The organism is Pseudomonas sp. ADAK21 (genome assembly GCF_012935735.1).
GTDB lineage: Bacteria > Pseudomonadota > Gammaproteobacteria > Pseudomonadales > Pseudomonadaceae > Aquipseudomonas > Aquipseudomonas proteolytica.
Map to the genome: position 1 here is coordinate 5,463,619 of NZ_CP052857.1, position 19,998 is coordinate 5,483,616.

The 19,998-nt window shown below is 62.1% G+C and carries 21 protein-coding genes; 11 read left to right on the top strand and 10 right to left on the bottom strand.

Features of this window, described 5'->3' with window-relative positions; all coding sequences use genetic code 11:
* Positions 1-40: 40 nt before the first annotated feature.
* Entirely contained in the window at positions 41-1,675 is a 1,635-nt protein-coding gene (locus tag HKK57_RS24475) for an ABC-F family ATP-binding cassette domain-containing protein (protein ID WP_169390963.1), read from the top strand.
* An 80-nt stretch (positions 1,676-1,755) separates the two neighbouring features.
* Complete coding sequence (locus HKK57_RS24480; protein ID WP_029294615.1) at positions 1,756-2,460, top strand: YoaK family protein; 705 nt, start codon at positions 1,756-1,758, stop codon at positions 2,458-2,460.
* Between the two features lie 137 nt (positions 2,461-2,597).
* Here the strand turns inward: HKK57_RS24480 and HKK57_RS24485 are convergent, their stop codons facing one another.
* The 4 genes from HKK57_RS24485 to HKK57_RS24500 form a co-directional block, all read right to left on the bottom strand.
* Positions 2,598-2,951: a hypothetical protein gene (locus HKK57_RS24485; protein WP_169390964.1), complete on the bottom strand. Its 354-nt coding sequence runs from the start codon at positions 2,949-2,951 to the stop codon at positions 2,598-2,600.
* Positions 2,952-3,021: 70 nt separating this feature from the next.
* Positions 3,022-3,333, bottom strand: a complete 312-nt coding sequence (locus HKK57_RS24490) for an AzlD domain-containing protein (RefSeq protein WP_029294610.1) — start codon at positions 3,331-3,333, stop codon at positions 3,022-3,024.
* Positions 3,330-4,025 carry an AzlC family ABC transporter permease gene (locus tag HKK57_RS24495; RefSeq protein WP_070996350.1) on the bottom strand — a complete coding sequence of 232 codons (696 nt, stop codon included), beginning with the start codon at positions 4,023-4,025 and terminating at the stop codon, positions 3,330-3,332. Before HKK57_RS24495 ends, HKK57_RS24490 begins: the two co-directional genes overlap by 4 nt.
* Before the next feature lie 191 nt (positions 4,026-4,216).
* Positions 4,217-4,432 carry a hypothetical protein gene (locus HKK57_RS24500; protein WP_003212603.1) on the bottom strand — a complete coding sequence of 72 codons (216 nt, stop codon included), beginning with the start codon at positions 4,430-4,432 and terminating at the stop codon, positions 4,217-4,219.
* A gap of 142 nt (positions 4,433-4,574) precedes the next feature.
* On the opposite strand from HKK57_RS24500, the gene HKK57_RS24505 reads away from it, so the two are divergent.
* The 6 genes from HKK57_RS24505 to HKK57_RS24530 all read left to right on the top strand — a co-directional run bounded on the left by HKK57_RS24505 (position 4,575) and on the right by HKK57_RS24530 (position 11,896).
* Positions 4,575-5,858, top strand: coding sequence for an arsenic transporter (locus HKK57_RS24505; RefSeq protein WP_169390965.1), 1,284 nt, complete (start codon positions 4,575-4,577; stop codon positions 5,856-5,858).
* A 41-nt stretch (positions 5,859-5,899) separates the two neighbouring features.
* Positions 5,900-6,727: a helix-turn-helix domain-containing protein gene (locus HKK57_RS24510; RefSeq protein WP_169390966.1), complete on the top strand. Its 828-nt coding sequence runs from the start codon at positions 5,900-5,902 to the stop codon at positions 6,725-6,727.
* A gap of 52 nt (positions 6,728-6,779) precedes the next feature.
* The gene (locus HKK57_RS24515) at positions 6,780-7,391 is read left to right on the top strand and encodes a LysE family translocator (RefSeq protein WP_092236314.1); all 612 of its coding nucleotides are present in this window, start codon (positions 6,780-6,782) and stop codon (positions 7,389-7,391) included.
* A 309-nt stretch (positions 7,392-7,700) separates the two neighbouring features.
* A complete protein-coding gene (locus tag HKK57_RS24520) occupies positions 7,701-7,985 on the top strand; it encodes a hypothetical protein (RefSeq protein WP_154905812.1) in 285 nt (94 codons plus the stop codon).
* 204 nt (positions 7,986-8,189) lie between these two features.
* Positions 8,190-10,901 (top strand): magnesium-translocating P-type ATPase, encoded by a 2,712-nt coding sequence (gene mgtA / locus HKK57_RS24525; RefSeq protein WP_442962259.1) that lies wholly within the window; start codon positions 8,190-8,192, stop codon positions 10,899-10,901.
* 266 nt (positions 10,902-11,167) lie between these two features.
* Positions 11,168-11,896 carry a hypothetical protein gene (locus HKK57_RS24530; protein WP_029294584.1) on the top strand — a complete coding sequence of 243 codons (729 nt, stop codon included), beginning with the start codon at positions 11,168-11,170 and terminating at the stop codon, positions 11,894-11,896.
* Between the two features lie 58 nt (positions 11,897-11,954).
* Here HKK57_RS24530 and HKK57_RS24535 read toward each other — a convergent pair whose 3' ends face one another.
* Positions 11,955-12,689 (bottom strand): tellurite resistance TerB family protein, encoded by a 735-nt coding sequence (locus HKK57_RS24535; RefSeq protein WP_029294582.1) that lies wholly within the window; start codon positions 12,687-12,689, stop codon positions 11,955-11,957.
* Between the two features lie 295 nt (positions 12,690-12,984).
* Between HKK57_RS24535 and HKK57_RS24540 the strand changes: the two genes are divergently transcribed.
* The gene (locus tag HKK57_RS24540; RefSeq protein WP_029294579.1) at positions 12,985-13,269 is read left to right on the top strand and encodes a hypothetical protein; all 285 of its coding nucleotides are present in this window, start codon (positions 12,985-12,987) and stop codon (positions 13,267-13,269) included.
* Positions 13,270-13,366: 97 nt separating this feature from the next.
* Here the strand turns inward: HKK57_RS24540 and HKK57_RS24545 are convergent, their stop codons facing one another.
* Positions 13,367-13,543, bottom strand: a complete 177-nt coding sequence (locus HKK57_RS24545) for a DUF2188 domain-containing protein (RefSeq protein ID WP_169390968.1) — start codon at positions 13,541-13,543, stop codon at positions 13,367-13,369.
* A 135-nt stretch (positions 13,544-13,678) separates the two neighbouring features.
* Positions 13,679-14,581 (bottom strand): LysR substrate-binding domain-containing protein, encoded by a 903-nt coding sequence (locus tag HKK57_RS24550; RefSeq protein ID WP_029294577.1) that lies wholly within the window; start codon positions 14,579-14,581, stop codon positions 13,679-13,681.
* 107 nt (positions 14,582-14,688) lie between these two features.
* Between HKK57_RS24550 and HKK57_RS24555 the strand changes: the two genes are divergently transcribed.
* Complete coding sequence (locus tag HKK57_RS24555; protein ID WP_169390969.1) at positions 14,689-15,291, top strand: glutathione S-transferase family protein; 603 nt, start codon at positions 14,689-14,691, stop codon at positions 15,289-15,291.
* On the opposite strand, the gene HKK57_RS24560 is transcribed toward HKK57_RS24555, so the two are convergent.
* Both HKK57_RS24560 and HKK57_RS24565 read right to left on the bottom strand, forming a co-directional pair.
* Complete coding sequence (locus HKK57_RS24560; protein WP_029294573.1) at positions 15,281-15,712, bottom strand: MAPEG family protein; 432 nt, start codon at positions 15,710-15,712, stop codon at positions 15,281-15,283. The genes HKK57_RS24555 and HKK57_RS24560 overlap by 11 nt on opposite strands.
* On the bottom strand, positions 15,709-16,020 hold the full coding sequence (locus tag HKK57_RS24565) for a DUF2834 domain-containing protein (protein ID WP_169390970.1): 312 nt from the start codon (positions 16,018-16,020) through the stop codon (positions 15,709-15,711). The genes HKK57_RS24560 and HKK57_RS24565 overlap by 4 nt, the downstream gene beginning before the upstream one ends.
* A gap of 146 nt (positions 16,021-16,166) precedes the next feature.
* Here HKK57_RS24565 and HKK57_RS24570 point away from each other — a divergent pair, with 146 nt between their 5' ends.
* The gene (locus HKK57_RS24570) at positions 16,167-16,976 is read left to right on the top strand and encodes a helix-turn-helix domain-containing protein (RefSeq protein ID WP_169390971.1); all 810 of its coding nucleotides are present in this window, start codon (positions 16,167-16,169) and stop codon (positions 16,974-16,976) included.
* A 103-nt stretch (positions 16,977-17,079) separates the two neighbouring features.
* Here HKK57_RS24570 and HKK57_RS24575 read toward each other — a convergent pair whose 3' ends face one another.
* Positions 17,080-19,917, bottom strand: a complete 2,838-nt coding sequence (locus HKK57_RS24575; protein ID WP_070996314.1) for a TonB-dependent receptor — start codon at positions 19,915-19,917, stop codon at positions 17,080-17,082.
* Positions 19,918-19,998: the final 81 nt, after the last annotated feature.

Below are 19,998 nucleotides of genomic sequence, written 5' to 3' on the forward strand. Positions count from 1 at the left end.
CGCGCTTGTTGGCTTGTGCCACATTGTTCTGGAGGTGCTGATGACTGACGTCAACCGGCTGCCTGTACTTGTTTCCTTGCATCACGTGGGTTTCCAATTCGCCAATGGCGAGACGCTGTTGGAAGACCTCAACTTCTCTATCGATCACGCCCCCACCGGGATTGTCGGCCGTAATGGCATGGGCAAGAGTGTGTTGGCCCGTCTGTTGGCCGGCGTGCTTGAGCCATCGCATGGCGTTATCAAGTCCTCGGCCCGTATCGCCTATGTCCCACAAAGCATTGAGCTGCTGCCAGGGCAGACCGTGGCCCAGGTCAGCGGTTGTGCGCATATCCTGGCCGCCCTTGAACGCCTGGCAAAGGGTCAAGCGCAAGCTGACGATCTGGAACTGATCGACGATCGCTGGGACCTGGCCGAGCGCCTGCGCCAGGCGCTCGACGGTGCCGGCCTGGCGCAGATCAGTCCCGATCAACCCGCCGCACAACTGAGCGGCGGCCAATTGGCCAGGATCGCCCTGATTGGCGCCCTGATGCGTGCGCCGCAGTTGCTGATTCTCGACGAACCCACCAACCATCTCGACAGCGCCGGCCGCGACTGGCTGTTGGCGACCCTCAGCGCCTGGCGCGGTGGCCTGGTGGTGGTCAGCCATGACCGGCGCCTGCTCAATAGCCTGGGGCGGATCATCGAGCTGTCACCCCTCGGGGCCCGGCTCTATGGCGGCAATTACGACGACTATCGTGCGCAGCGCGATGCCGAACAGCACGCCGCCCAGGCGGCCCTGGAACACGCCCGGCTGGATCGGCGGCGTGAGCATCAACGCTTGAAAAAGGATATCGACAGCTTCCAGCGCCACGCCGCCAGCGCCCGTAAATATGCAGAGACCGCCAATGTCGACGCCTTCACCAAATCCAGGTGGAAAGGCGCCGCCAACGAAATCGTCAGTAACGTGCGCAGCGCCCATGTGCAGCAAAAGCAGGCGTTGAATGAACGCGTACGCACCGCCCACGAACGGGTGGTGGACGAAACGCCGACCTTCCTCGCCTTGCCCGGCACGCCCCTGCCCGCAGGTCGCCAAGTGCTGACCCTGGCCGACTGCCAGTTGCCCTGGCTCGATCCGCGCGCGCCAAGCACCTTTATCAACGCGAGCCTGAGCGGGCCGGTGCGGGTCGCGGTCCATGGGCCCAATGGCTGCGGCAAGTCCACCCTGCTCAAACTGCTGGCGGGTCAATGGCAACCCATCCGCGGCCAATGCACGGTTCATGTGCCCTGTGCCTATCTCGACCAGCAGTTGACCCTGCTCGACGATGGGCAATCGATCGTCGAACAACTCAAATTGATGGACACGCCCCTGGCCGAAGCCCAACTGCGCACTCGCCTGGCGCTGTTGCAACTGGACGCGTTGCGCGTCACCCAACCCATCGGCCAACTCAGCGGGGGTGAGCGCTTGAAGGCGGCGATGGCGATTGCTTTATGGCGCAAGATCCCCGCGCAACTGCTGCTCCTGGACGAGCCCACCAACCACCTGGACCTGGAGTCGGTGATGGCCTTCGAGCAGGCTTTACAGGGCTTTGCCGGCGCGCTGATTGCGGTCTCCCATGACGCGGCGTTTCTCAACGCGCTCAAACCGACCCATGTCCTGACCTGGGACGCCATGGGCTGGCGCCTGGAGGTGCACTGAAGGATGTGCCAAGTCATTGCAGTCAACCCGAAAGCGTCCTACGTTAGTGGCCGGATAATCTCATTGAGGAACCTCTCGCCGTGCTGCCCTCCTCCCCTAAACCCCTGATCAATACCGCCCTGCAGCACCAGCACAAATGGCGGGGGCGCATCGGCCTGACACTGGTGGCCAGCCTCTCGGTGCTGGCCGGCATGACCGACGCCATCGGTTTTATGGCCAGTGGGGATTTTGTCTCGTTCATGAGTGGCAACACCACGCGGCTGGCGGTGGCGATCAGTGAAGGCGACCTGGGGCTGACCGGGCGCCTCACCCTGCTGGTGGCGACGTTTATCCTGGGCAATGCGCTGGGGGTGATCATCAGCCGCATCAGCAAGCGCCACGCGTTGCCGCTGTTGCTGTGTATCGCCACGCTGCTGTGCGGCGCCGCCGCGTGGCCGATGGCCGAGCAATTACCCGCGGTGCTGGCCGCGATCATCGCCATGGGCATGCTTAATGCGGCGGTGGAACAGGTCAATGGCCTGCCCGTGGGGCTGACTTACGTGACCGGCGCGTTGTCGCGTTTCGGTCGCGGGCTGGGGCGCTGGATGCTGGGGGAGCGCCGTAATGGCTGGCGCGTGCAGTTGATCCCGTGGGCCGGGATGTTTGTCGGCGCGGTGATTGGCGCCTTGCTCGAACATCAGTTGGGGATCAAGGCCCTGCTGGTCAGCGGCCTGTTGTCGGCGCTGCTGGGGCTGGTGTCGCTGAAGATTCCGCGGCGCTGGCACCTGGGCTACATGCCACGCTGAAAAGGTGCTTGCCCGACATTTAGGCCTCGACATCCATGTACTGGTAAAGAGCCATCATGTCGGGCAAGCGCGGGTATTTTAAGGCAAAGCCGGCGGGGTGTCCGCCGGGCATTTCTGAAGAATTCTAAGGAAGCAACTTACAGACAGGTCGCAGCAGCGGCCAGGCGGCGCTTGGCCGCGAAATTATCTTCGGCTGCGTAGTAACTGACGGTAGTGCTGCTGCCGACACTGCGCACGTCGACAAAGTAGTCACCGCCCGTGGTGTAGACCGTATGGCCCCCGCCTTGCGCCGGCTCCATAAAGCCGCCGGCATCCACACCGAACACCGCCTCGTCCTGCCAGCCGAACTGGATGCACTGGGCGACGACCAATGCGGCCTTGTCTGAGGCCAGGGTTTTATAGGGCGCGCCAGAGCGTGCGTCATTCATCTTCGAACCTGCGCAACCGGCCAGCGCCGCCAGGACCAACGCACCTATTACTACCTTCCGCATGCCATCGCTTCCTTGGAAAAAACGCGACTTTACCATTGAAACCTCGTGGCGATAGCCGTCACAGGAACACTTAAAGTAACCAGCGGAACAGATAGAACAGCGCCATGCTCAGCAGCACCGTGGTCAACACGCTGCGGGTCCAGAACATCAAGGCCACCGCGCAGACCCCGGCCAACAAGTAAGGGTTGGTGGGGCTCAGGTTGAGCTTGTGCTCGGCGAGGAAAATGATCGGCCCGCAAATAGCCGTCAACATGCCGGGCACCGCGAACCCGAGAAACTCCCGCGCGCCGCGATTCAGGCGCACCGGCAAGCGCGGCTCAAGAAACAGGTAACGGTTGAAAAACACCGCCAGGCCCATGCCGATAATCATCACAAAAATCATTGCTGCCCCACTCCCAAGCGTTTGCAGGCATACCCTGCACACATCCCCAGCAACCCCGACACCACCACCGCCGACTCCCAGTGCCAGTAACTGAGCAGCACCGAAAACAGCAAGGCCACCGCCACGCACACCACCGTTGGCACATCACGCACCACCGGGGTGATCAAGGCGATAAAGGTTGCGGCGATGGAGAACTCCAGGCCCAGTTGATCGAGGTTGGGGATGCTCTTGCCGAGCACGATGCCGGCCAGGGTGAACAGGTTCCAGGCCACATAGAACGTCAGGCCCACACCCAGGGCATACCAGCGGTTGAAGGTCTGGCGGTCATATTGGCTGACCAACGCGAAGAACTCATCCGTGAGCAAAAAGCCCAGGCTCATGCGCCACCGCGCCGGCAAAGGCGACAGGGTGGCGCGCATATGCATGCCATACAGCAAGTGCTGGGAGGTCAGCAGCAAGGTCGTGAGCAAAATGGCAATCAGACTGGCGCCGCTCTTGACCATGCCAATCGCCACCAGCTGCGCGGCACCGGCGAACACAATGGCCGACAGGCCCTGGCTTTCCAGCGGGGTGAACTGGGCGTCAATCGCCAGGGAGCCGGCCAACAGGCCCCATGGGGCGCAGGCCAATGAAAGAGGAATGATCGCAATCGCGCCGCGGGCGAAAGCGTAATGCGGCAAGGCAGTAGGCATGGACAACAGGCTCATCGACAGACAGTCGATAAGCATGGCAGCGCTAATCAGGATTGTCTTGAACGATCTTGCAGCAGGCAACGCCCCGGCGCAGGGACAGAGGGTTGCCCAGCGGAACTATTGCTGCAGGGCCGTGGCAGCCTCATCAATAAATGCCGCCACTTCACCGGCCCTGGAGGCACGTGCCATTATCACGCCAGCTTGACCGACACCCGCTCCACCGCATCCCTGGCCTCCCGCAGTTCGTGGGCATCCTGGTTAAGGCGGTGGATGGTGTTGAGCAGGCGCTGACGCAGCACTTCATCGCTGAGTTTTTCGACCGCGCGCATCAAGTCGAAAGCCGCGGTTTCGTTGTTGTCCGCGACAGAATCGAGGGTCTTGCGCAGGTTACGAGTGGCACGGGTCACACAGTTACTTCCTTTATCACCAATGGCGGGCACTTTAGGACAGTTGTGTTTCATTTTAATTTCAAGCACTTGCCACGCAATCCCAGTACCTTGTCACAGGTCAATCAAATGTCGAATCGCCACCCCGCGGAGAATGTCCTTGATGCTTGCTGCCGTCGCCATCTTCCTGTTCACCATTGTGCTGGTCATCTGGCAACCCAAAGGCCTTGGGGTAGGCTGGAGTGCGTCAATGGGGGCGATCCTCGCCCTGGCCTGTGGCGTGATCAGCCTGGCAGACATCCCGGTGGTGTGGCAGATCATCTGGAATGCCACCGGTACCTTCGTCGCCCTGATTATCATCAGCCTGATCCTCGACGAGGCCGGTTTTTTCGCCTGGGCCGCGTTGCACGTCGCACGCTGGGGCCGTGGTCGAGGCCGGAGGCTGTTCGCTTACATGGTGCTGCTGGGCGCGCTGGTCTCGGCGTTGTTCGCCAATGACGGTGCGGCCCTGATCCTCACGCCGATTGTCATGTCGATGCTCCTGGCGCTGCGCTTCTCACCCGCGGCGACCCTCGCGTTCGTGATGGGCGCAGGGTTTATCGCCGACACCGCCAGCCTGCCGCTGGTGGTGTCCAACCTGGTGAACATCGTCTCGGCAGACTACTTCAAGATTGGTTTCAACGAATATGCGGCGATCATGGTGCCGGTCAACCTGGTCAGTGTCGCCGCGACCCTGGCGGTGCTGCTGTGGTTCTTCCGCCGTGATATCCCGCAAAGTTATGACCCCGCCGACCTGCCCGAACCGGCCAGCGCCATTCATGACCCGGCGACTTTCCACGCCGCCTGGTGGGTGCTGGGCATTCTACTCGTCGGCTGTTTTGCCCTGGAACCGCTGGGCATTCCCATCAGTGCCATCTCGGCCGCCTGCGCTTTGTTGCTGCTGGTGATCGCCGCCAAAGGCCACAAGATATCCACGCGCAAGGTGCTCAAGGAAGCCCCCTGGCAGATCGTGATTTTCTCCCTCGGGATGTACCTGGTGGTGTACGGCCTGCGCAACGCCGGCCTGACCACTTACCTGGCCACCTGGCTCAACACCTTCGCCGATTACGGCGTGTGGGGCGCGGCGCTGGGCACCGGGGTGCTGACGGCGCTGCTGTCTTCGGTGATGAACAACCTGCCGACCGTGCTGATCGGTGCGCTGTCCATCGAAGCCAGCCATGCCGTGGGCGTGGTCAAGGAAGCGATGATCTACGCCAATGTTATCGGCAGCGACCTGGGGCCGAAAATCACGCCTATCGGCAGCCTGGCGACCCTGCTCTGGCTGCATATTCTGGCGCGCAAGGGCATTCGTATCACCTGGGGCTATTACTTCAAGGTGGGTATCGTGCTGACCCTGCCGGTGCTGCTGATCACCCTGGCCGCGCTGGCCCTGCGACTGAGTGTCTAAAAAGGTATGCTTTGGCCACTTGCCGCCACCGAGCCCACCCGATGAGTTCTGCGCACCACGCCTGGCTGGGCCACTACGAAATCAGCAGCACCACCTGTAGCGGCCTGACGTTTGCCCGCCATAGCCACGACGAGTGCGTGATTGGCGTCAACCTGATCGGTGAGGAACAGGTCTGGCTGGACCGCCGCACCTTTGAGGCCGGGCCCGGCAGTATCACCCTGTACAATCCCGGCCAGATCCAGGGTGGCGGCGCGGCCCAGGGCGCGCCCTGGCACTTTGTCAGCCTGTACGCCGGTGCCGATCGCCTGGCCAGCGACCTCGGGCTGGCGCACCTGGAGTTCGACCGCGCGCTATGTTTTGCCCCCGCTTTGGCGGCGCAACTGGCGCAGGCCGCCAAGGGGGCATTAAGCGTCGACCCGCTGGTACGCGGGCTCAACGAAGAGTCGCTGGTGTTGCTGCTGGCCGAGGTGGTCAGGCTCAGTGGTGTGCGCCTGCCGGCAGATGCCAGTGCGGGGTCAAAGCTAGTCGCCCAGGCCCAGGAACTGCTCGCCGCGCAGTTGCATCAGGGCGTGGCCCTGGAGGCCTTGGGCGACGAGTTGGGCCTGTCCAAATTCCACGTCTTGCGCACCTTCCAGAAAGAAACCGGCCTGAGCCCGCGCCAATGGGCCATGCAACTGCGCACGCGCCGCGCACAAGGCTTGTTGCGCAGTGGCCTGGGCGCCGCCGAGGTTGCCCATGACCTGGGTTTTGCCGACCAGAGCCATCTCAATCGGCACTTCCGTGCGGCCTATGGCATTACCCCTGGCCGCTATCAAAGCGCAATCCGGTCCAAGACAGCACACCTGCCCCGCCCTCAAACTGACCTGTAGGAGTCGGCTTGCCGGCTCCTACAGGAGTTAGTGGTTAATCATGGGGGTGGTGATGTTGACGATCTTTTTTTCTGCGCTGGTATTTGGCTTTGTGTTTTGCCTGTCCCCCGGCGCCGTGCTCGCAGAGACGCTACGCCGGGGCCTGTTGCATGGGTTCACGCCAGCGCTGCTGGTGCAGATAGGCTCGCTGGTGGGCGATGCCACGTGGGCGGTGATCGGCCTCACCGGCATGGCCCTGTTGATCCAGCACGAGGCGGTGCGCGTACCGTTGACGGCTGTTTGCGCCTTATACCTGGCCTGGCTCGGCCTGCGCAGCCTGCTGGATGCCTGGCGCCTGCCGCAACCCGACAGCGCCCCAGCCAGCAGCGGGCGCAATGCGCTGATGGTCGGGGCCGCCATCTCTTTGGCCAACCCGAAGAACATCGTGTACTGGGGTGCCTTGGGCAGTGCCCTGTCAGGCATCGTTGGCGCCACCCCGAGCCACGGCCAGACCTTGATGTTCTTCGCAGGTTTTATGCTGGCCTCGATCCTGTCGTGCTTTTTGATCGCAGGGTTGGTGAATGTCTTGCGAAAGAACGCCTCGCCAACTTGGCAACGAATCAGTCATGGCGCCTGTGGGTTGGTATTGATCTATCTGGCGTTATTGGCCGCCTACAGCCTTTGAACTTATATATTGAATAACACCAATCTGAATGAAGTCTGAACGACCCACAAACAGGTTGATTATTGATTGACATCCACTGCCTGCCTGAGTAGATTGCCCGTGCCTGCAACTCGGGCCTTTTTTCAACCTCACAAAAGAAGCCAATGGACACAGTATCTAGTTGCTGTCCTTCACCTGCGAATGCGGGGGTCGGGCGCCAAACCCAGTGTAATGACGGGACTCGCCTTCAAGGCCGGGTAAGCTGCGCTAGAGCTTGATGCTCCAACGTAACTGCCTTGCGCCGGCGCCAGTCCGGTCCCGAGGTGTGTTATGAATTTCCAAACCCTTGTTCTACCTGATGTACGCACGCTGGCCTCAGCCCTGCGTGCCAAGCTGTGCCGTACTTTCGTGGGCGTTGCCCCAGTGCGCACGGCCTTTGCCTGCCCTTCCCCGCGTACCAGCCAGGCACACCTGCAGGCGCACTGGCGCCTGTGCCCCACCACCGGCCACCTGGTTCAGCAATGGGACCACGCCGACCCTCAAGATCCGCAGAGACGGAGCGTTTCCAGCCTGCTTGCCCAAGCGCGCCTGATGCTCAGCGCTCGCGTGGCATAAGCCAGCTGGAAACAGCAACTTCCTGATTATTGGTCAATTAATTAACTGGCGTTCCTTGCGAACTAAGCCAGCCGTAGTTTTCTGCGCGCCCGTTAATTAACTCGCCTCTTTAAAGTTATTGGAACTGATCGCAAACATTGCGAATCGGCATACTTGCGCTCGCCTGCCAGGCAAGTAACGGGTATGTCGACAGGAGTAAAAACCATGAGCGCCGTAAACACTAAACAACGTCCAGACAACAACACCGCCAATGCCAGCAAACTGTCGATGCGCGCCGCCCGCGAAGCGCAAAACGGCCTGGCGGCCACCCTGGCCAACGTCCGGGCAACCAAAGACGGCCTGACCGAACTGGATGCCAGCGCCCGCCTGCAACGCGAAGGCTATAACGAGGTGGCCCACGACAAGCCGCCCCATGCGGTGGTGCAGTTCCTCCAGGCCCTGAACAACCCCTTCATCTACGTGCTGCTGACCCTCGCGGTGATCAGCTTTGTCACCGACTACTGGCTGCCGCTGCGCGCCGGTGAAGAAGTGGACCTGACCAAGGTCATCATCATCATGACCATGGTCGCCCTGAGCAGCCTGCTGCGCTTCTGGCAGGAACACCGTTCGGCCAAATCCGCCGAAGCCCTCAAGGCCATGGTGCGCACCACTGCCACGGTGCTACGCCGTGAGCAGGTCGGCGCCAAACCCACCCTGCGCGAAGTGCCGATGCGCGACCTGGTGGCCGGGGATATCGTGCAATTGTCGGCCGGCGACATGATCCCGGCCGATATCCGCCTGATCGAGTCCCGCGACCTGTTTATCAGCCAGGCCGTGCTGACCGGTGAAGCCCTGCCAGTGGAGAAGTACGACACCCTGGGCGATGTCACGCAAAAGTCCGCCACCCCGAGCGCCACGGACCAGAGCAACCTGCTGGACCTGCCCAATATTTGCTTCATGGGTACCAACGTTGTCAGCGGCCGCGCCCAGGCGGTGGTGGTTGCGACGGGGCCACGCACCTATTTTGGCTCGCTGGCCAAGGCCATCGTCGGCTCCCGGGTCCAGACCGCCTTTGACCGCGGGGTGAACAGCGTCAGTTGGCTGTTGATCCGCTTCATGCTGGTGATGGTGCCCATCGTGTTTTTCCTCAATGGCTTTTCCAAGGGTGACTGGGGCGACGCCTTCCTGTTTGCCTTGGCGGTGGCCGTGGGCCTGACCCCGGAAATGCTGCCGATGATCGTCAGCGCCAACCTGGCCAAGGGCGCAAACGCCATGGCCAAGCGCAAAGTGGTGGTCAAGCGCCTGAATGCGATCCAGAACTTCGGTTCGATGGACGTGCTGTGCACCGACAAGACCGGCACCCTGACCCAGGACAAAATCATCCTCGAGCACCACGTCAACGCCTTCGGCCAGCGGGACGACCAGGTGCTGTCCCTGGCCTGGCTCAACAGCCACCACCAAAGCGGCATGAAGAACCTGATGGACCAGGCGGTGTTGGCGTTCTCCCAGCACAATCCCAAGTTCCAGGTACCGTTTGCCTACAGCAAGGTCGATGAACTGCCCTTCGACTTTGTCCGTCGCCGCCTGTCGATTGTGGTCAAGGACGCCCACGGCGATCACCTGTTGGTGTGCAAGGGGGCCGTGGAAGAAATGCTCGATATCGCCACCCATGTGATGGAAGGCGCCAGCGCCGTGGCCCTGGATGAGCGGCGTCGCCAGGAATTGCTACACACCGCCAGCGAGTTCAACGAGGACGGCTTCCGCGTGCTGGTGGTCGCCACCCGCAACATCCCCAAGGCCCTGGCGCGCCAGCAATACACCCCGGCCGATGAACGCAACCTGGTGATCCACGGCTTCCTGACGTTCCTCGATCCGCCAAAAGAAACCGCCGGCCCGGCCATTGCCGCGCTGCAAGAGATCGGTGTCGCCGTCAAAGTGCTGACCGGCGATAACGCCGTGGTCACCCGCACCATCTGCCGCCAGGTCGGCCTGGAGCCCGGCGAGCCGCTGCTGGGCGTGGACATCGAGGCCATGGACGATACCACCCTCAAGCAGCAGGTCGAACAACGCACGGTGTTCGCCAAGCTGACCCCGCTGCAAAAGTCCCGGGTGCTCAAGGCCTTGCAGGCCAACGGTCACACCGTGGGGTTCCTCGGCGACGGCATCAATGATGCGCCAGCCCTGCGCGATGCCGACGTCGGCATCTCGGTGGACAGCGCAACCGATATTGCCAAGGAATCGGCCGACATCATCCTCCTGGAAAAGAGCCTGATGGTCCTCGAGGAAGGTGTGCTTAAAGGCCGCGAGACCTTCGGCAATATCATGAAGTACCTGAACATGACGGCCAGCTCCAACTTCGGCAACGTGTTCTCGGTGCTGGTGGCCAGTGCGTTCATTCCCTTCATGCCGATGCTGGCGATCCACCTGCTCCTGCAAAACCTGATGTACGACATCTCCCAGCTGGCCCTGCCGTGGGACAAGATGGACAAGGAGTACCTGGCCAAGCCACGCAAGTGGGACGCGCAGAATATCGGGCGCTTCATGATCTGGATCGGGCCGACCTCGTCGATCTTCGACATCACCACCTTTGCCCTGATGTGGTACGTGTTCTCGGCCAACAGCGTAGAAATGCAGACCCTGTTCCAGTCCGGCTGGTTCGTCGAAGGGCTGCTCTCCCAGACCCTGGTGGTGCACATGCTGCGCACCCGCAAGATCCCGTTCTTCCAGAGCACGGCGGCCTGGCCGGTGTTGCTGATGACCAGCCTGGTGATCGCGCTGGGGATCTATGTGCCCTTCTCACCCCTGGGCACCCTCGTGGGTCTGCAACCGTTGCCTTGGGCGTACTTCCCATGGCTGGTCGGCACCCTGCTGGCCTACTGCTGCGTGGCGCAACTGATGAAGACCCTCTACATCCGCCGGTTCAAGCAGTGGTACTGAGTTTGCGGCGCTAAGAGGGCTGGGTGTGGCAGCTATTTTTTGTGGCAGATGGGCTTGGTGTGGCGAGCGGGCTTGCCCCGCGCTGGGCTGCGAAGCAGCCCTAATAGAGTCACTGAGTTCTATCAGATAGCCCAAGGTGGCAGGTTTTGGGGCTGCTTCGCAGCCCAGCGCGGGCGATGCGGCGTTCCGACAAGCCCGCTCGCCACAACAAGCCCGCTCGCCACGCCCAATCACTACAGACACTCGTTCAATTGGAGCATGAGCCCATGCACAAACACTCCCTCTTTTCGGCCTTCACTTGGCTACCGGCGTCGCGGCAACGGGCGCTGCGCCGCAACCTGATCTTTATCGGCTCCACCCTGGCCGTGGGCCTGCTGTCCAAGGCCTTTGCCGCAGGCGGTAGCTACGTGGTGGACGATGGCGCGATCAACGCCCCGGGCGAATGCAATGTCGACGCTGGCTACACCCGTTCAACACAGCGCACCACCCTCTCCGCAGCCTGCACATCAAGGGCGCTACCTAATCTGCAATGGGGCGCCGCCATCGAGGATGAGCCTGGGCTGAGCCAACTCAGCCCGCAACTCAAGGGGTCTCTGTGGGCCTGGCAGGATGCGGGCGTGGAGATCGCCTGGGCGGCGGCGGCGCATATCGCAGTGGACCGTCGGCACCCATTCGACGGCGCAGACCTGGGCGTACCGCTGACCTGGCAAGCGTTTGAAACACTGCGCCTGAACCTCAATGCCGGCTGGAGCCACGCCTATGACGATGGCGAACAAAACCAGCGGCTGACCTGGGGCACCGGCCTGGAATACCGCGTGGCGGACTCTCTGACGCTGCTGGCGGAGCGCTACGGCCAGCAGCACGGCGACCAGGCCTGGCAGGCTGGGCCGCGGGTGCATCTGGGAAAGCAGGTGGATGTAGACCTGGTGGTCGGGCGCAACCTGACGGGGGATCACGACCGCTGGCTGACCACGGGGGCGACCCTGCGATTCTGAAGGACTGATGTAGACGCTGTTTCGCTGCGCGAGGCAGCGCCTACATGGGTATCGGGTATCAGACCGGTTTGGCTTGCTGTTCGAGGTGCAGCTGCAACTCAGGCTCGATGCCCAGCGCTCCCGCCAGTTCATCCAGGTAGTTGCGCTCGGCGTCCTGCTGGTCATCCACCAGCATCACGCTGGCCAGGTAGACCTCGGCGGCTACGGCCGGGTCACCGGCATATTCGGCAAAATCCCGCGCATCCAAAGGCTTGGCGACTTGGGCATCGAGCCATTGCTGCAGGTCGGGGTCGTCGGTGTGGCGCTTGATCTCCGTTGAGATCAACAGTTCTTCTTTCTCATCAATCCGTCCATCCGCCTTGGCCGCCGCGATCAATGCACGCAGCACTGCATGGCTATGGGCCTCGACGTCGGAGCCGGAGAGTTGATCAACCGTTTGCAAGGCCTGTTGCGGTGCCGAAGCCTGCTGGCGCTGCCAGGCTTGATACGCCTGGAATGCCATCATCCCCAATGACGCCAGGGCCGCGTAGTTGGTACCACCGCTGCGCGCCTGGGTCGAACCGCCCGCCGGGGTTGCGCCCAACATACCACCCAGGCCACCCAGCAGATCGCCCAGGCCGCCACCACCAGACGCAGAGGGTGCAGAGCCGCCACCCCGGAGCAAACCACCGAGCAGGCCGCCCAACCCGCCGAGACCTCCCGCGCCGCCCTGGGGAGCCGCCGAACCGCCTTGCTGCGACATCGAGGCTTGACCTGCCCGTAGCAGTTGTTCCAGTAGAGCACTGGTGTTCATGGTATCGCCCTCCTATGGGCTGTGCGCCAGACAACCAACAATAGTCCCTGCTGCCTATAACGCCAAGATCGGCCAGCACGTGTGGTTTTGCCGACCGGCCTGTACCCCAGCAAATCCGCCGCTGACCTGTAACGCCCGAGAGAATTGTTCAGATTCGACGCACCCAGGCGCGCGGTGAACGCAGGCCCGCACATGGTGTCGGAAATATAAGGGCACAGCCTCAACCGGCCTGGCCTTGAGCGCGAGCATCAACAGATTTGCGGTGCCGCGTACCCTCACAGAAGGAGACGCTGACATGGTCACTCACTTCAAGGTCGCCGGGCACCTCGCTTGCGGCCATCACGGCAATAACCTCACATCCACGGTCGAATTGAACCGGGTCAAATGCCGTACCTGCCGCAACACCGATGCCTACAAGGAAGCCCGCCGCAACCAGCGCAATGCATCGCGCCGCGCGGCACGCAAGGCCCGCTCGGGCCAAGCCAGCAATGACTGGCGCAGCGCCTGGACCCAACGGCTGACTGCCCTACCCGGCCTGCAGCGCCTGCCACGTGGGTTCAGCGGCCAGCCTTTCGTCTAGATCGGACCATTTGTAGGCCCCGGCTTGCCGGCGATGGCGGCCTGTGTGGCGCAGCAGTGCTGCCTGAACCGACACCATCACGGGCAAGCCGGCAGGCTCAAGGTCCTGCACGCACCTTGTAGCCCGGTAGCGTCGCGGCATAGGCCATTGCCTGCTCACGGGAGCCAAAGGAAGCCAATCGATCATCCTTGGTGCACACGCGCCACGGGCCGCTGTTGACCCGGACAATGTCATAGCCATTGAGATGCATCTTGTTCAACAGGGGAACGCTCATAGTCACCTCTCCTATTCCAGAGATAATCCACGGGTTGCCCGATCCACCATACGCTCGATCCAGGCACTGTCGCCTACCGAACGTCGCAGACTGCAGCGACCGCCCCTGTGACACGATATTTTGTGGTCGCTGCAATCAGGGCTCGATGCCCGCCAATTGCGCCATGTAGCACTGCACTTCCCCATGCAGCCAATCGGAAAACACCCGCTGTTTGCTTTCCGAGCTTTCCCGAGGTGGCCAGGCCAACCAATACGGGTAGGCATACGGCGCGCTGATATCGCACAGCTGCACCAGCTCCCCGCGCACGATGGCGTCATGCACCAGGCTACGCCGCTCCAGGGCGATGCCCTGGCCCAGCCGAACCGCTTCCAGTACCAGGTTGGAGTCATTACTGCACAGGCCTTTGCGTTCGGTGCTCATTTCAATGCCAGCGGCCTGGCACCACGGCTGCCAGGATTCATTGCTGTAGATAATCGGGCTGTGCAGGATTTGCTCGGGGGTTCGCGGCAATTGCCCGCCGTTGAAATGGGGCGCGGCGACCACCACCACGTCGTCGTGAAACAGCAGTTTCTGCTCCACTCCTTCCCATTCGCCCTTGCCCATGCGGATCGCCATGTCTACCGACTCTTGATGCAAGTTGGTAATGGCCAGGGTGGCTTGCAAGCGAATGCTGATGTGCGGGTAAAGCCGCTGGAACGCTGGCAGTCGCGGCAGCAGCCAGGAGCGTCCAAATGAGGGCAACACCGCCACCACCAACTCGTCCCGCTTGGGCTGGGCCTGGATCAAGCGCGTCGCGTCGGCGATATCGCCCAGGGCCTGGCGGATCTGCAACGCGTACAGCCGGCCATCTTCACTGATGCGCAAGCCGCGCCCTTCGCGCACGAACAGCGTGAGGCCGACGATTTGCTCCAGCACCTTGATCTGCTGACTGATGGCCGAATGGGTGACATGCAACTCCTTGGCCGCCAGGGTGACGCTACCAAGCCTGGCGGTGGCTTCGAAACTGCGCAGGGAGGTCAGGGGCGGAAAAGCACTCATGTAAGCTCGACTAACCTTTTAAGGTAAAAAATATAGATATTGAAAGGACTTTGGCCGCTATAAAGTAATCCGCAATTAACAATCACACCATCAAGAATGGAGGCTTCATGAAACTGGTTGGCATGCTCGACTCACCTTATGTGCGCCGCGTAGCGATTGCCCTGGACCTGTACGGGGTCGATTTTGAGCAGCAGTCGCTGTCGGTGTTCAGCACCTTCGCTGAATTTGCCAGGATCAACCCGGTGGTCAAGGCGCCGACACTGGTGCTCGACGACGGCACGGTGCTGATGGACTCCAGCCTGATCCTGGACTATTTCGAAAGCCTGGCGCCGGCCGATAAAAAGCTCCTGCCCCAGACCGCAGCCGCCCGTGCGCGGGACCTGCAAGTGATCGGCCTGGCCTTGGCTGCCTGTGACAAGAGCGTACAGATCTACTACGAGCACAACCTGCGACCCACAGAAAAACTACATGAACCGTGGCTTGAGCGAGTAACCGGGCAACTGCTGGCAGCCTACGGGGGCCTGGAAAAACTGCTGGCCAACGCTCCTGGCCAGCCTTTGAACCTAGCGTCGCTGAGCGCCGCGGTGGCCTGGTCGTTTTCAAGGTACGCCGTGCCCTCGGTGGTCAAAGCCGATGACTTTCCCAACTTGCAGCGCCACGCCCAATGGGCCGAGCAACACCCGGCGTTCGGCAAATACCCTATCGAATAGGCAGCAACGCCGCGCCAACCAACCCCGCCAGCCCCAGCAGGCACGCCAGGCCAACACCATAGGCCAGGGTGCGCCAGGGTTGGCGGCCGCCCAGGTACATCAGGGTATGCATTACGCGCGCGACGGTGAACAGGCCAAACAGCCAGGCCGTCGCGACTGCCGGGGCGTCCAGCGCCAGGCACAGCCCGCCGAGAACGAAAAACAGCGGAATGTTTTCCAGGTCATTGGCCCAGGCTTTCGCGGCCCGGCTGACTGGCAGCAGTTCCTGGGCATTGGCCGGGCGCTGGAAGAAACCGGCATCCTCAGGATTGGTGAATGCACGGTGCCTGAGGCGGAAAAAACCCTGGTAACAGGAGATCCCCAGCATCTTGATAAACAGCACCAGCACACAGAGGGCAAACAGATGCAGGGGACTACTCATTGCCGGCCCCTGGCAAAGCCGTTGACCACGATGTACAGCAGCGGACCGACCGAGACGAACACCGCCGTCAGCAGCCAGTACGGCAACACACTGGCCAGCGACCGGCCCTGGGCGCGGGTGTCACGGTACATCCACACACAGGCCAGGGCCGCCATCAGGTACAGGTCGATCACCACCTGGGCGGTGTCGGGCCTGGACAACAGCTCAAGGCCGAACGCCAGCAGCGACTGCTCGGCCCAGAGCAAGGTGCCCAGGGTATACAAGGAAAACGCCAACAGGCTAGCAAGGGCGATGTAGGGTCTGTGCATAGGGTCCTTCCTCTAGATAGGTAAAGGTGAGTGAAGCCGTTGTGGCGAGGGCCCCAATAAGCCGCACATTAGTGATAACGTCGTCGCCATCTCAATGACCTGTGAGGTCATGGACGCCAACCGCCCCGCCCTGCCAGAGTCAACCCATGAACCGCCCACCTTTCCCCCGAGCCACGCCCGATACCAATGCCGGCACGCAACTGCGGCAGTTGCGCCGCGAGGCGAAATTGAGTCAATTGGAGTTGGCGCTGATCAGCGGTATTTCCCAGCGCCATTTGAGCTGTATCGAAACCGGCCGGGCCAAGGCCAGCCCTGGCACCTTGCACAACCTGCTCGGGGCCCTCGACGTGCCGCTGGAACGCTGCAACAGCCTGTTCCTCGCGGCCGGCTACGCCCCACGCTATGAGGCTACGCCGCTGGCTGCGCCGGCGATGGATGCCATTCGGGAGGCCATCAACCATGTGCTGAAGGCCAACAACCCAGCACCGGCCATCGTGCTGGGCAGCCACTGGGAAGTACTCGCCGCCAACGCCAGTACCCAGGTCCTGTTTGACCTGGTGGGCCTGGCGCCCGACGCAGCACAAGGCCTGAACCTGTTGACGACCCTGCTGCAACCGGGTGGCCTGGGCGACCATTTGCTCAATGCCGACGAAATCCGCAACCTCGCCTGGCAACGGGCGGCCCGGGAAGCATTGGGCAATCCGGCCCTGGCCACGCTGCTGGAAAGCCTGCCGGTGCCACAAGGCTCGACAACACTGACCCATGAACTGCCGCCACTGGTGCTGACGCGCATCAATTCGCGGCAGGGGCAGTTGGACTTCATGTCCACCTTCACCACCTTCGGCATGCCCCAGGACATCACCGTCACCTCATTGCGGATCGAGCACCTGATCCCGGCCAACCCCCACACCTGGCACGTCATGACTGCCGCCTACGAACATTCTCTAACCTTGTAGCAGCGGTGTTCCAGGACGGGCATCCGCTGCTGATACAGCGCTTTCGCGAGCAAGCCCGCTCCCACGGAGGACCTCTGCCGGGCGCAGAATTTGCGCCACGCCATCAGAACTTGGTCACCAGCCCCATACGCAACGTGCGCCCCGGCGCCGGCATGAAGCTCTGGGCCAGCGGGTCCAGGTAGTAACGATTGGTCAGGTTATCCAGCGACACATTGAGATTGGTGTGGTCCTGCCACTTGTAGTTGAGGAACAGATCCACCAGCGCCACTTCGCGGTAGACCAGTTGCGGGGTGGTGGCGCCGGTCTGCCAGGATTTGTCTGCGGTGACGGTCGGGCCCGAGGTGTAGGTCAAGCGCCCGCCAACGGTCAGGGTCTGGTCGAAGAAGCGCAGGCCCGAGGTCAGGTTGCCGGCGACCCGTGGCGGGTTCTGGGTGTTGGTGTACGAGCCCATGAAGCTGCCCGGCGTGCAGTTGGGGGTGTCGTCAAGCTTCTGCCAGCGGGTGGAACTGGCCCGCAAGCGCGCGGCGAAGGCCGAGTCGCAGGTTTCGGTCTTCAGGTAGTAGGTCGACGACAGGTCGGCAAATACCCAGCCGGCGTCGTATTTCGATTGCAACTCCAGGCCGCTGGTCTTGAAGCTGTCGGTATTGCTGAAGTTCATCAGGCCCATCAGCCCAGGGCTTGGGTCGTAGTAACGGGTCACGTAGTTCTTGATGGTGTTGTTGAAGTACGCCAGCTTGATCGCCGCCGTGTCGTTGTCCGTCAGCAGGCCTTTTTGCAGGGTGCTCGCACCGATTTCCCAGTTGCTCGAACGCTCCGGTTTCAGGCCCTTGCCAGGCATGGTCTGCAAGGTGCCCTGGCTGGTTTCGAACAGCGAGGGCATGCGCAGGCCCTGGGTGTAGGAGGCGTAGATAAAGGTATCCGGCGCGATCTCATAGTTGATGCCGATGGCCGGTGAAAAGGCGCCCTTGCTGTCGCTCTGCTTGCCCGAATAGGTGTAGCCGGTGACCACCTCGCCCACCTGTGACGGATAGACCCGCGTGCCAATGCCCCCGTAGTCGTTGTAGCGCGGGCCGTCGAATGGATTGTTGGTGTCGCTGAAGACAATCCCGTTGTTCAGGCGCGGGTCGGTGGCGTCGGTGTATTGGCCGTTTTCGTCGGGGAACCACAGCATGTTGCCGTAGCTGCCCGGCTTGATCACATTCACGTAGCGCAACTCACGCTCCTCGCGCTGGGCGGTGGCGTGCGGCACATGGTCCTTGGTGCGGTAGTAGGTGTAGCGCCCGCCGCCCCACAACGTCAGTTCTTCAATCGGCTGGTACTCCAACTTACCGTTGAGGCTGAACTCCTTGCGCGAACCGTCACGCAGGCTGCGGTTGGCGTTGATATCGTTCTGCGTGGTGACCACGCCCTTTTGCGGCTGCAGCTCCTCGAGCTGGAACGAGCCCCCCAGGTCCAACTTGAAATCGCCGTATTGCGTTTCAAAACGCGAGGTATTGGCCAGGTCCCCGCCGATGCGCCGATCGGCCTGGCGGGTCCAGTTGCGGTCCGAGCGATAGGCCTGGGATTTGGGCGCCAGCACCGAGGTCAACTGACTGGTCTGGGCGTCGGTCATCCATAGGTTGGTCGTCAGGTCCACCAGCATATTGCCCGTGGGCAGGTAGTGATAACGGGCGGTGTAGGTGTCGATCTGGGTGCGGCCGCGCGGGTACTGGTAGATGCCACCGGTGCCGAAACGGAAGATGTCCGACGGCATGATCTCGCCTATGCGCCCATCGTAACGGATGTAGCCGAAGTCGAAGGTGTGGTCGTCGGCCGGGCGCAGGGTCGTCTTGAGCAGGATCGATTCGGTCTCTGCCGAGGAGTTGAGCACCTCTTCACCAGGGTTGTAGGTGGTGGCCACCGTCATGTTTTCGCGGCCATAGCGGTCATAGGTGCGGTAGCGGTCCTGGCCGTGCTTGCCGGAGAAGTAGTTGCCCTGGTTGCGATGGGCGTAGGCCGCCACCACGTCGAACAGCTCGTGGGTGTAGGCAAACGCCGCGCTGCCCGACTCCGAATCGGAACCGAACAGGCCGCCACGATGCTGGTGCGGCTCGGAATACAGGCTTTCGGTGGCCGAATGGCTGTTGCGCGAGGCAGGCTCCACGCCGTTGTTCCACACGTCGCCCTTGAGGCGCAGGCCAACATTCTTGCCATCACGCAGGATGTCATCGACACCCAGGGTGCGGATCGCTACCGTGCCGCCGATGGCGCTGGAGGTCAGGCTGGGGCCCTTGTCGATGGCCACGTCACTGACCAGGTCGGGGTCGATGTAGCTACGTTGTTGCGTGCCTGCATAACCGCGATAGACATCCAGCGCCTGTTGCGAGCCATCGACCGTGACCGCGACCCGGCTTTGCCCCTGGATCCCGCGGATATTCACATCCAGGCCACCGCCATTGCGACTGTCACCCACCTGCACCCCAGGCTGGCCCTTGAGCAAATCGCCGGGGGAAATCACGGCAAAGCGCTGCACTTCTTCCGGGGAGATGTAAACCGCTGAACGTGGCGCCGAGTAGACGGCTTTCTTCTGAAGGTCCTCGCCGGTGACTTTCTGCGACGGCAGCACCACCGCAGTGGTTGCCGGGTGCAATTGAACGCTGCCATCGGCCTGACGCTGAAAACTCAGGCCGGTGCCCGCCAGCAGCTGCGCCAGGCCCGCTTCGGTGCTGAAATTGCCGTGCAGGCCGTTGCTGCGCTTGCCCGCCGTCAGCGTCGAACTGCCCGCCATGCTGATACCCGCCTGCACGCCAAAGCGCGAGAGCGCCTGGTCCAGGGGACCGGCGTCGATGCTATAGGGCTGACGCTCGGCCTGGGCGAAAACCGCGGTGCTGTACAGCGGTTGCAGGCTGAGTAATAACAGACCCAATGTGCGGGTGCGCAAGACACTTGCGGGAGAAATCATGCAGGGCTCCTAGAGGTGAAGGCCCACCTGTCTCGGTGGGTTATTCCTATAGGCCAAGCGAGTTTTGAAAAACTGCGGGGG

Excerpts from the sequence above, each read along its gene's own strand:
- HKK57_RS24475 (WP_169390963.1), top strand. The coding sequence starts at position 41 with ATGACTGACGTCAACCGGCTGCCTGTACTTGTTTCCTTGCATCACGTG.
- HKK57_RS24485 (WP_169390964.1), bottom strand. The coding sequence starts at position 2,951 with ATGCGGAAGGTAGTAATAGGTGCGTTGGTCCTGGCGGCGCTGGCCGGT.
- HKK57_RS24490 (WP_029294610.1), bottom strand. The coding sequence starts at position 3,333 with ATGATTTTTGTGATGATTATCGGCATGGGCCTGGCGGTGTTTTTCAAC.
- HKK57_RS24495 (WP_070996350.1), bottom strand. The coding sequence starts at position 4,025 with ATGCCTACTGCCTTGCCGCATTACGCTTTCGCCCGCGGCGCGATTGCG.
- HKK57_RS24505 (WP_169390965.1), top strand. The coding sequence starts at position 4,575 with ATGCTTGCTGCCGTCGCCATCTTCCTGTTCACCATTGTGCTGGTCATC.
- HKK57_RS24510 (WP_169390966.1), top strand. The coding sequence starts at position 5,900 with ATGAGTTCTGCGCACCACGCCTGGCTGGGCCACTACGAAATCAGCAGC.
- HKK57_RS24515 (WP_092236314.1), top strand. The coding sequence starts at position 6,780 with ATGTTGACGATCTTTTTTTCTGCGCTGGTATTTGGCTTTGTGTTTTGC.
- HKK57_RS24520 (WP_154905812.1), top strand. The coding sequence starts at position 7,701 with ATGAATTTCCAAACCCTTGTTCTACCTGATGTACGCACGCTGGCCTCA.
- mgtA (WP_442962259.1), top strand. The coding sequence starts at position 8,190 with ATGAGCGCCGTAAACACTAAACAACGTCCAGACAACAACACCGCCAAT.
- HKK57_RS24530 (WP_029294584.1), top strand. The coding sequence starts at position 11,168 with ATGCACAAACACTCCCTCTTTTCGGCCTTCACTTGGCTACCGGCGTCG.
- HKK57_RS24535 (WP_029294582.1), bottom strand. The coding sequence starts at position 12,689 with ATGAACACCAGTGCTCTACTGGAACAACTGCTACGGGCAGGTCAAGCC.
- HKK57_RS24540 (WP_029294579.1), top strand. The coding sequence starts at position 12,985 with ATGGTCACTCACTTCAAGGTCGCCGGGCACCTCGCTTGCGGCCATCAC.
- HKK57_RS24545 (WP_169390968.1), bottom strand. The coding sequence starts at position 13,543 with ATGAGCGTTCCCCTGTTGAACAAGATGCATCTCAATGGCTATGACATT.
- HKK57_RS24550 (WP_029294577.1), bottom strand. The coding sequence starts at position 14,581 with ATGAGTGCTTTTCCGCCCCTGACCTCCCTGCGCAGTTTCGAAGCCACC.
- HKK57_RS24555 (WP_169390969.1), top strand. The coding sequence starts at position 14,689 with ATGAAACTGGTTGGCATGCTCGACTCACCTTATGTGCGCCGCGTAGCG.
- HKK57_RS24560 (WP_029294573.1), bottom strand. The coding sequence starts at position 15,712 with ATGAGTAGTCCCCTGCATCTGTTTGCCCTCTGTGTGCTGGTGCTGTTT.
- HKK57_RS24565 (WP_169390970.1), bottom strand. The coding sequence starts at position 16,020 with ATGCACAGACCCTACATCGCCCTTGCTAGCCTGTTGGCGTTTTCCTTG.
- HKK57_RS24570 (WP_169390971.1), top strand. The coding sequence starts at position 16,167 with ATGAACCGCCCACCTTTCCCCCGAGCCACGCCCGATACCAATGCCGGC.
- HKK57_RS24575 (WP_070996314.1), bottom strand. The coding sequence starts at position 19,917 with ATGATTTCTCCCGCAAGTGTCTTGCGCACCCGCACATTGGGTCTGTTA.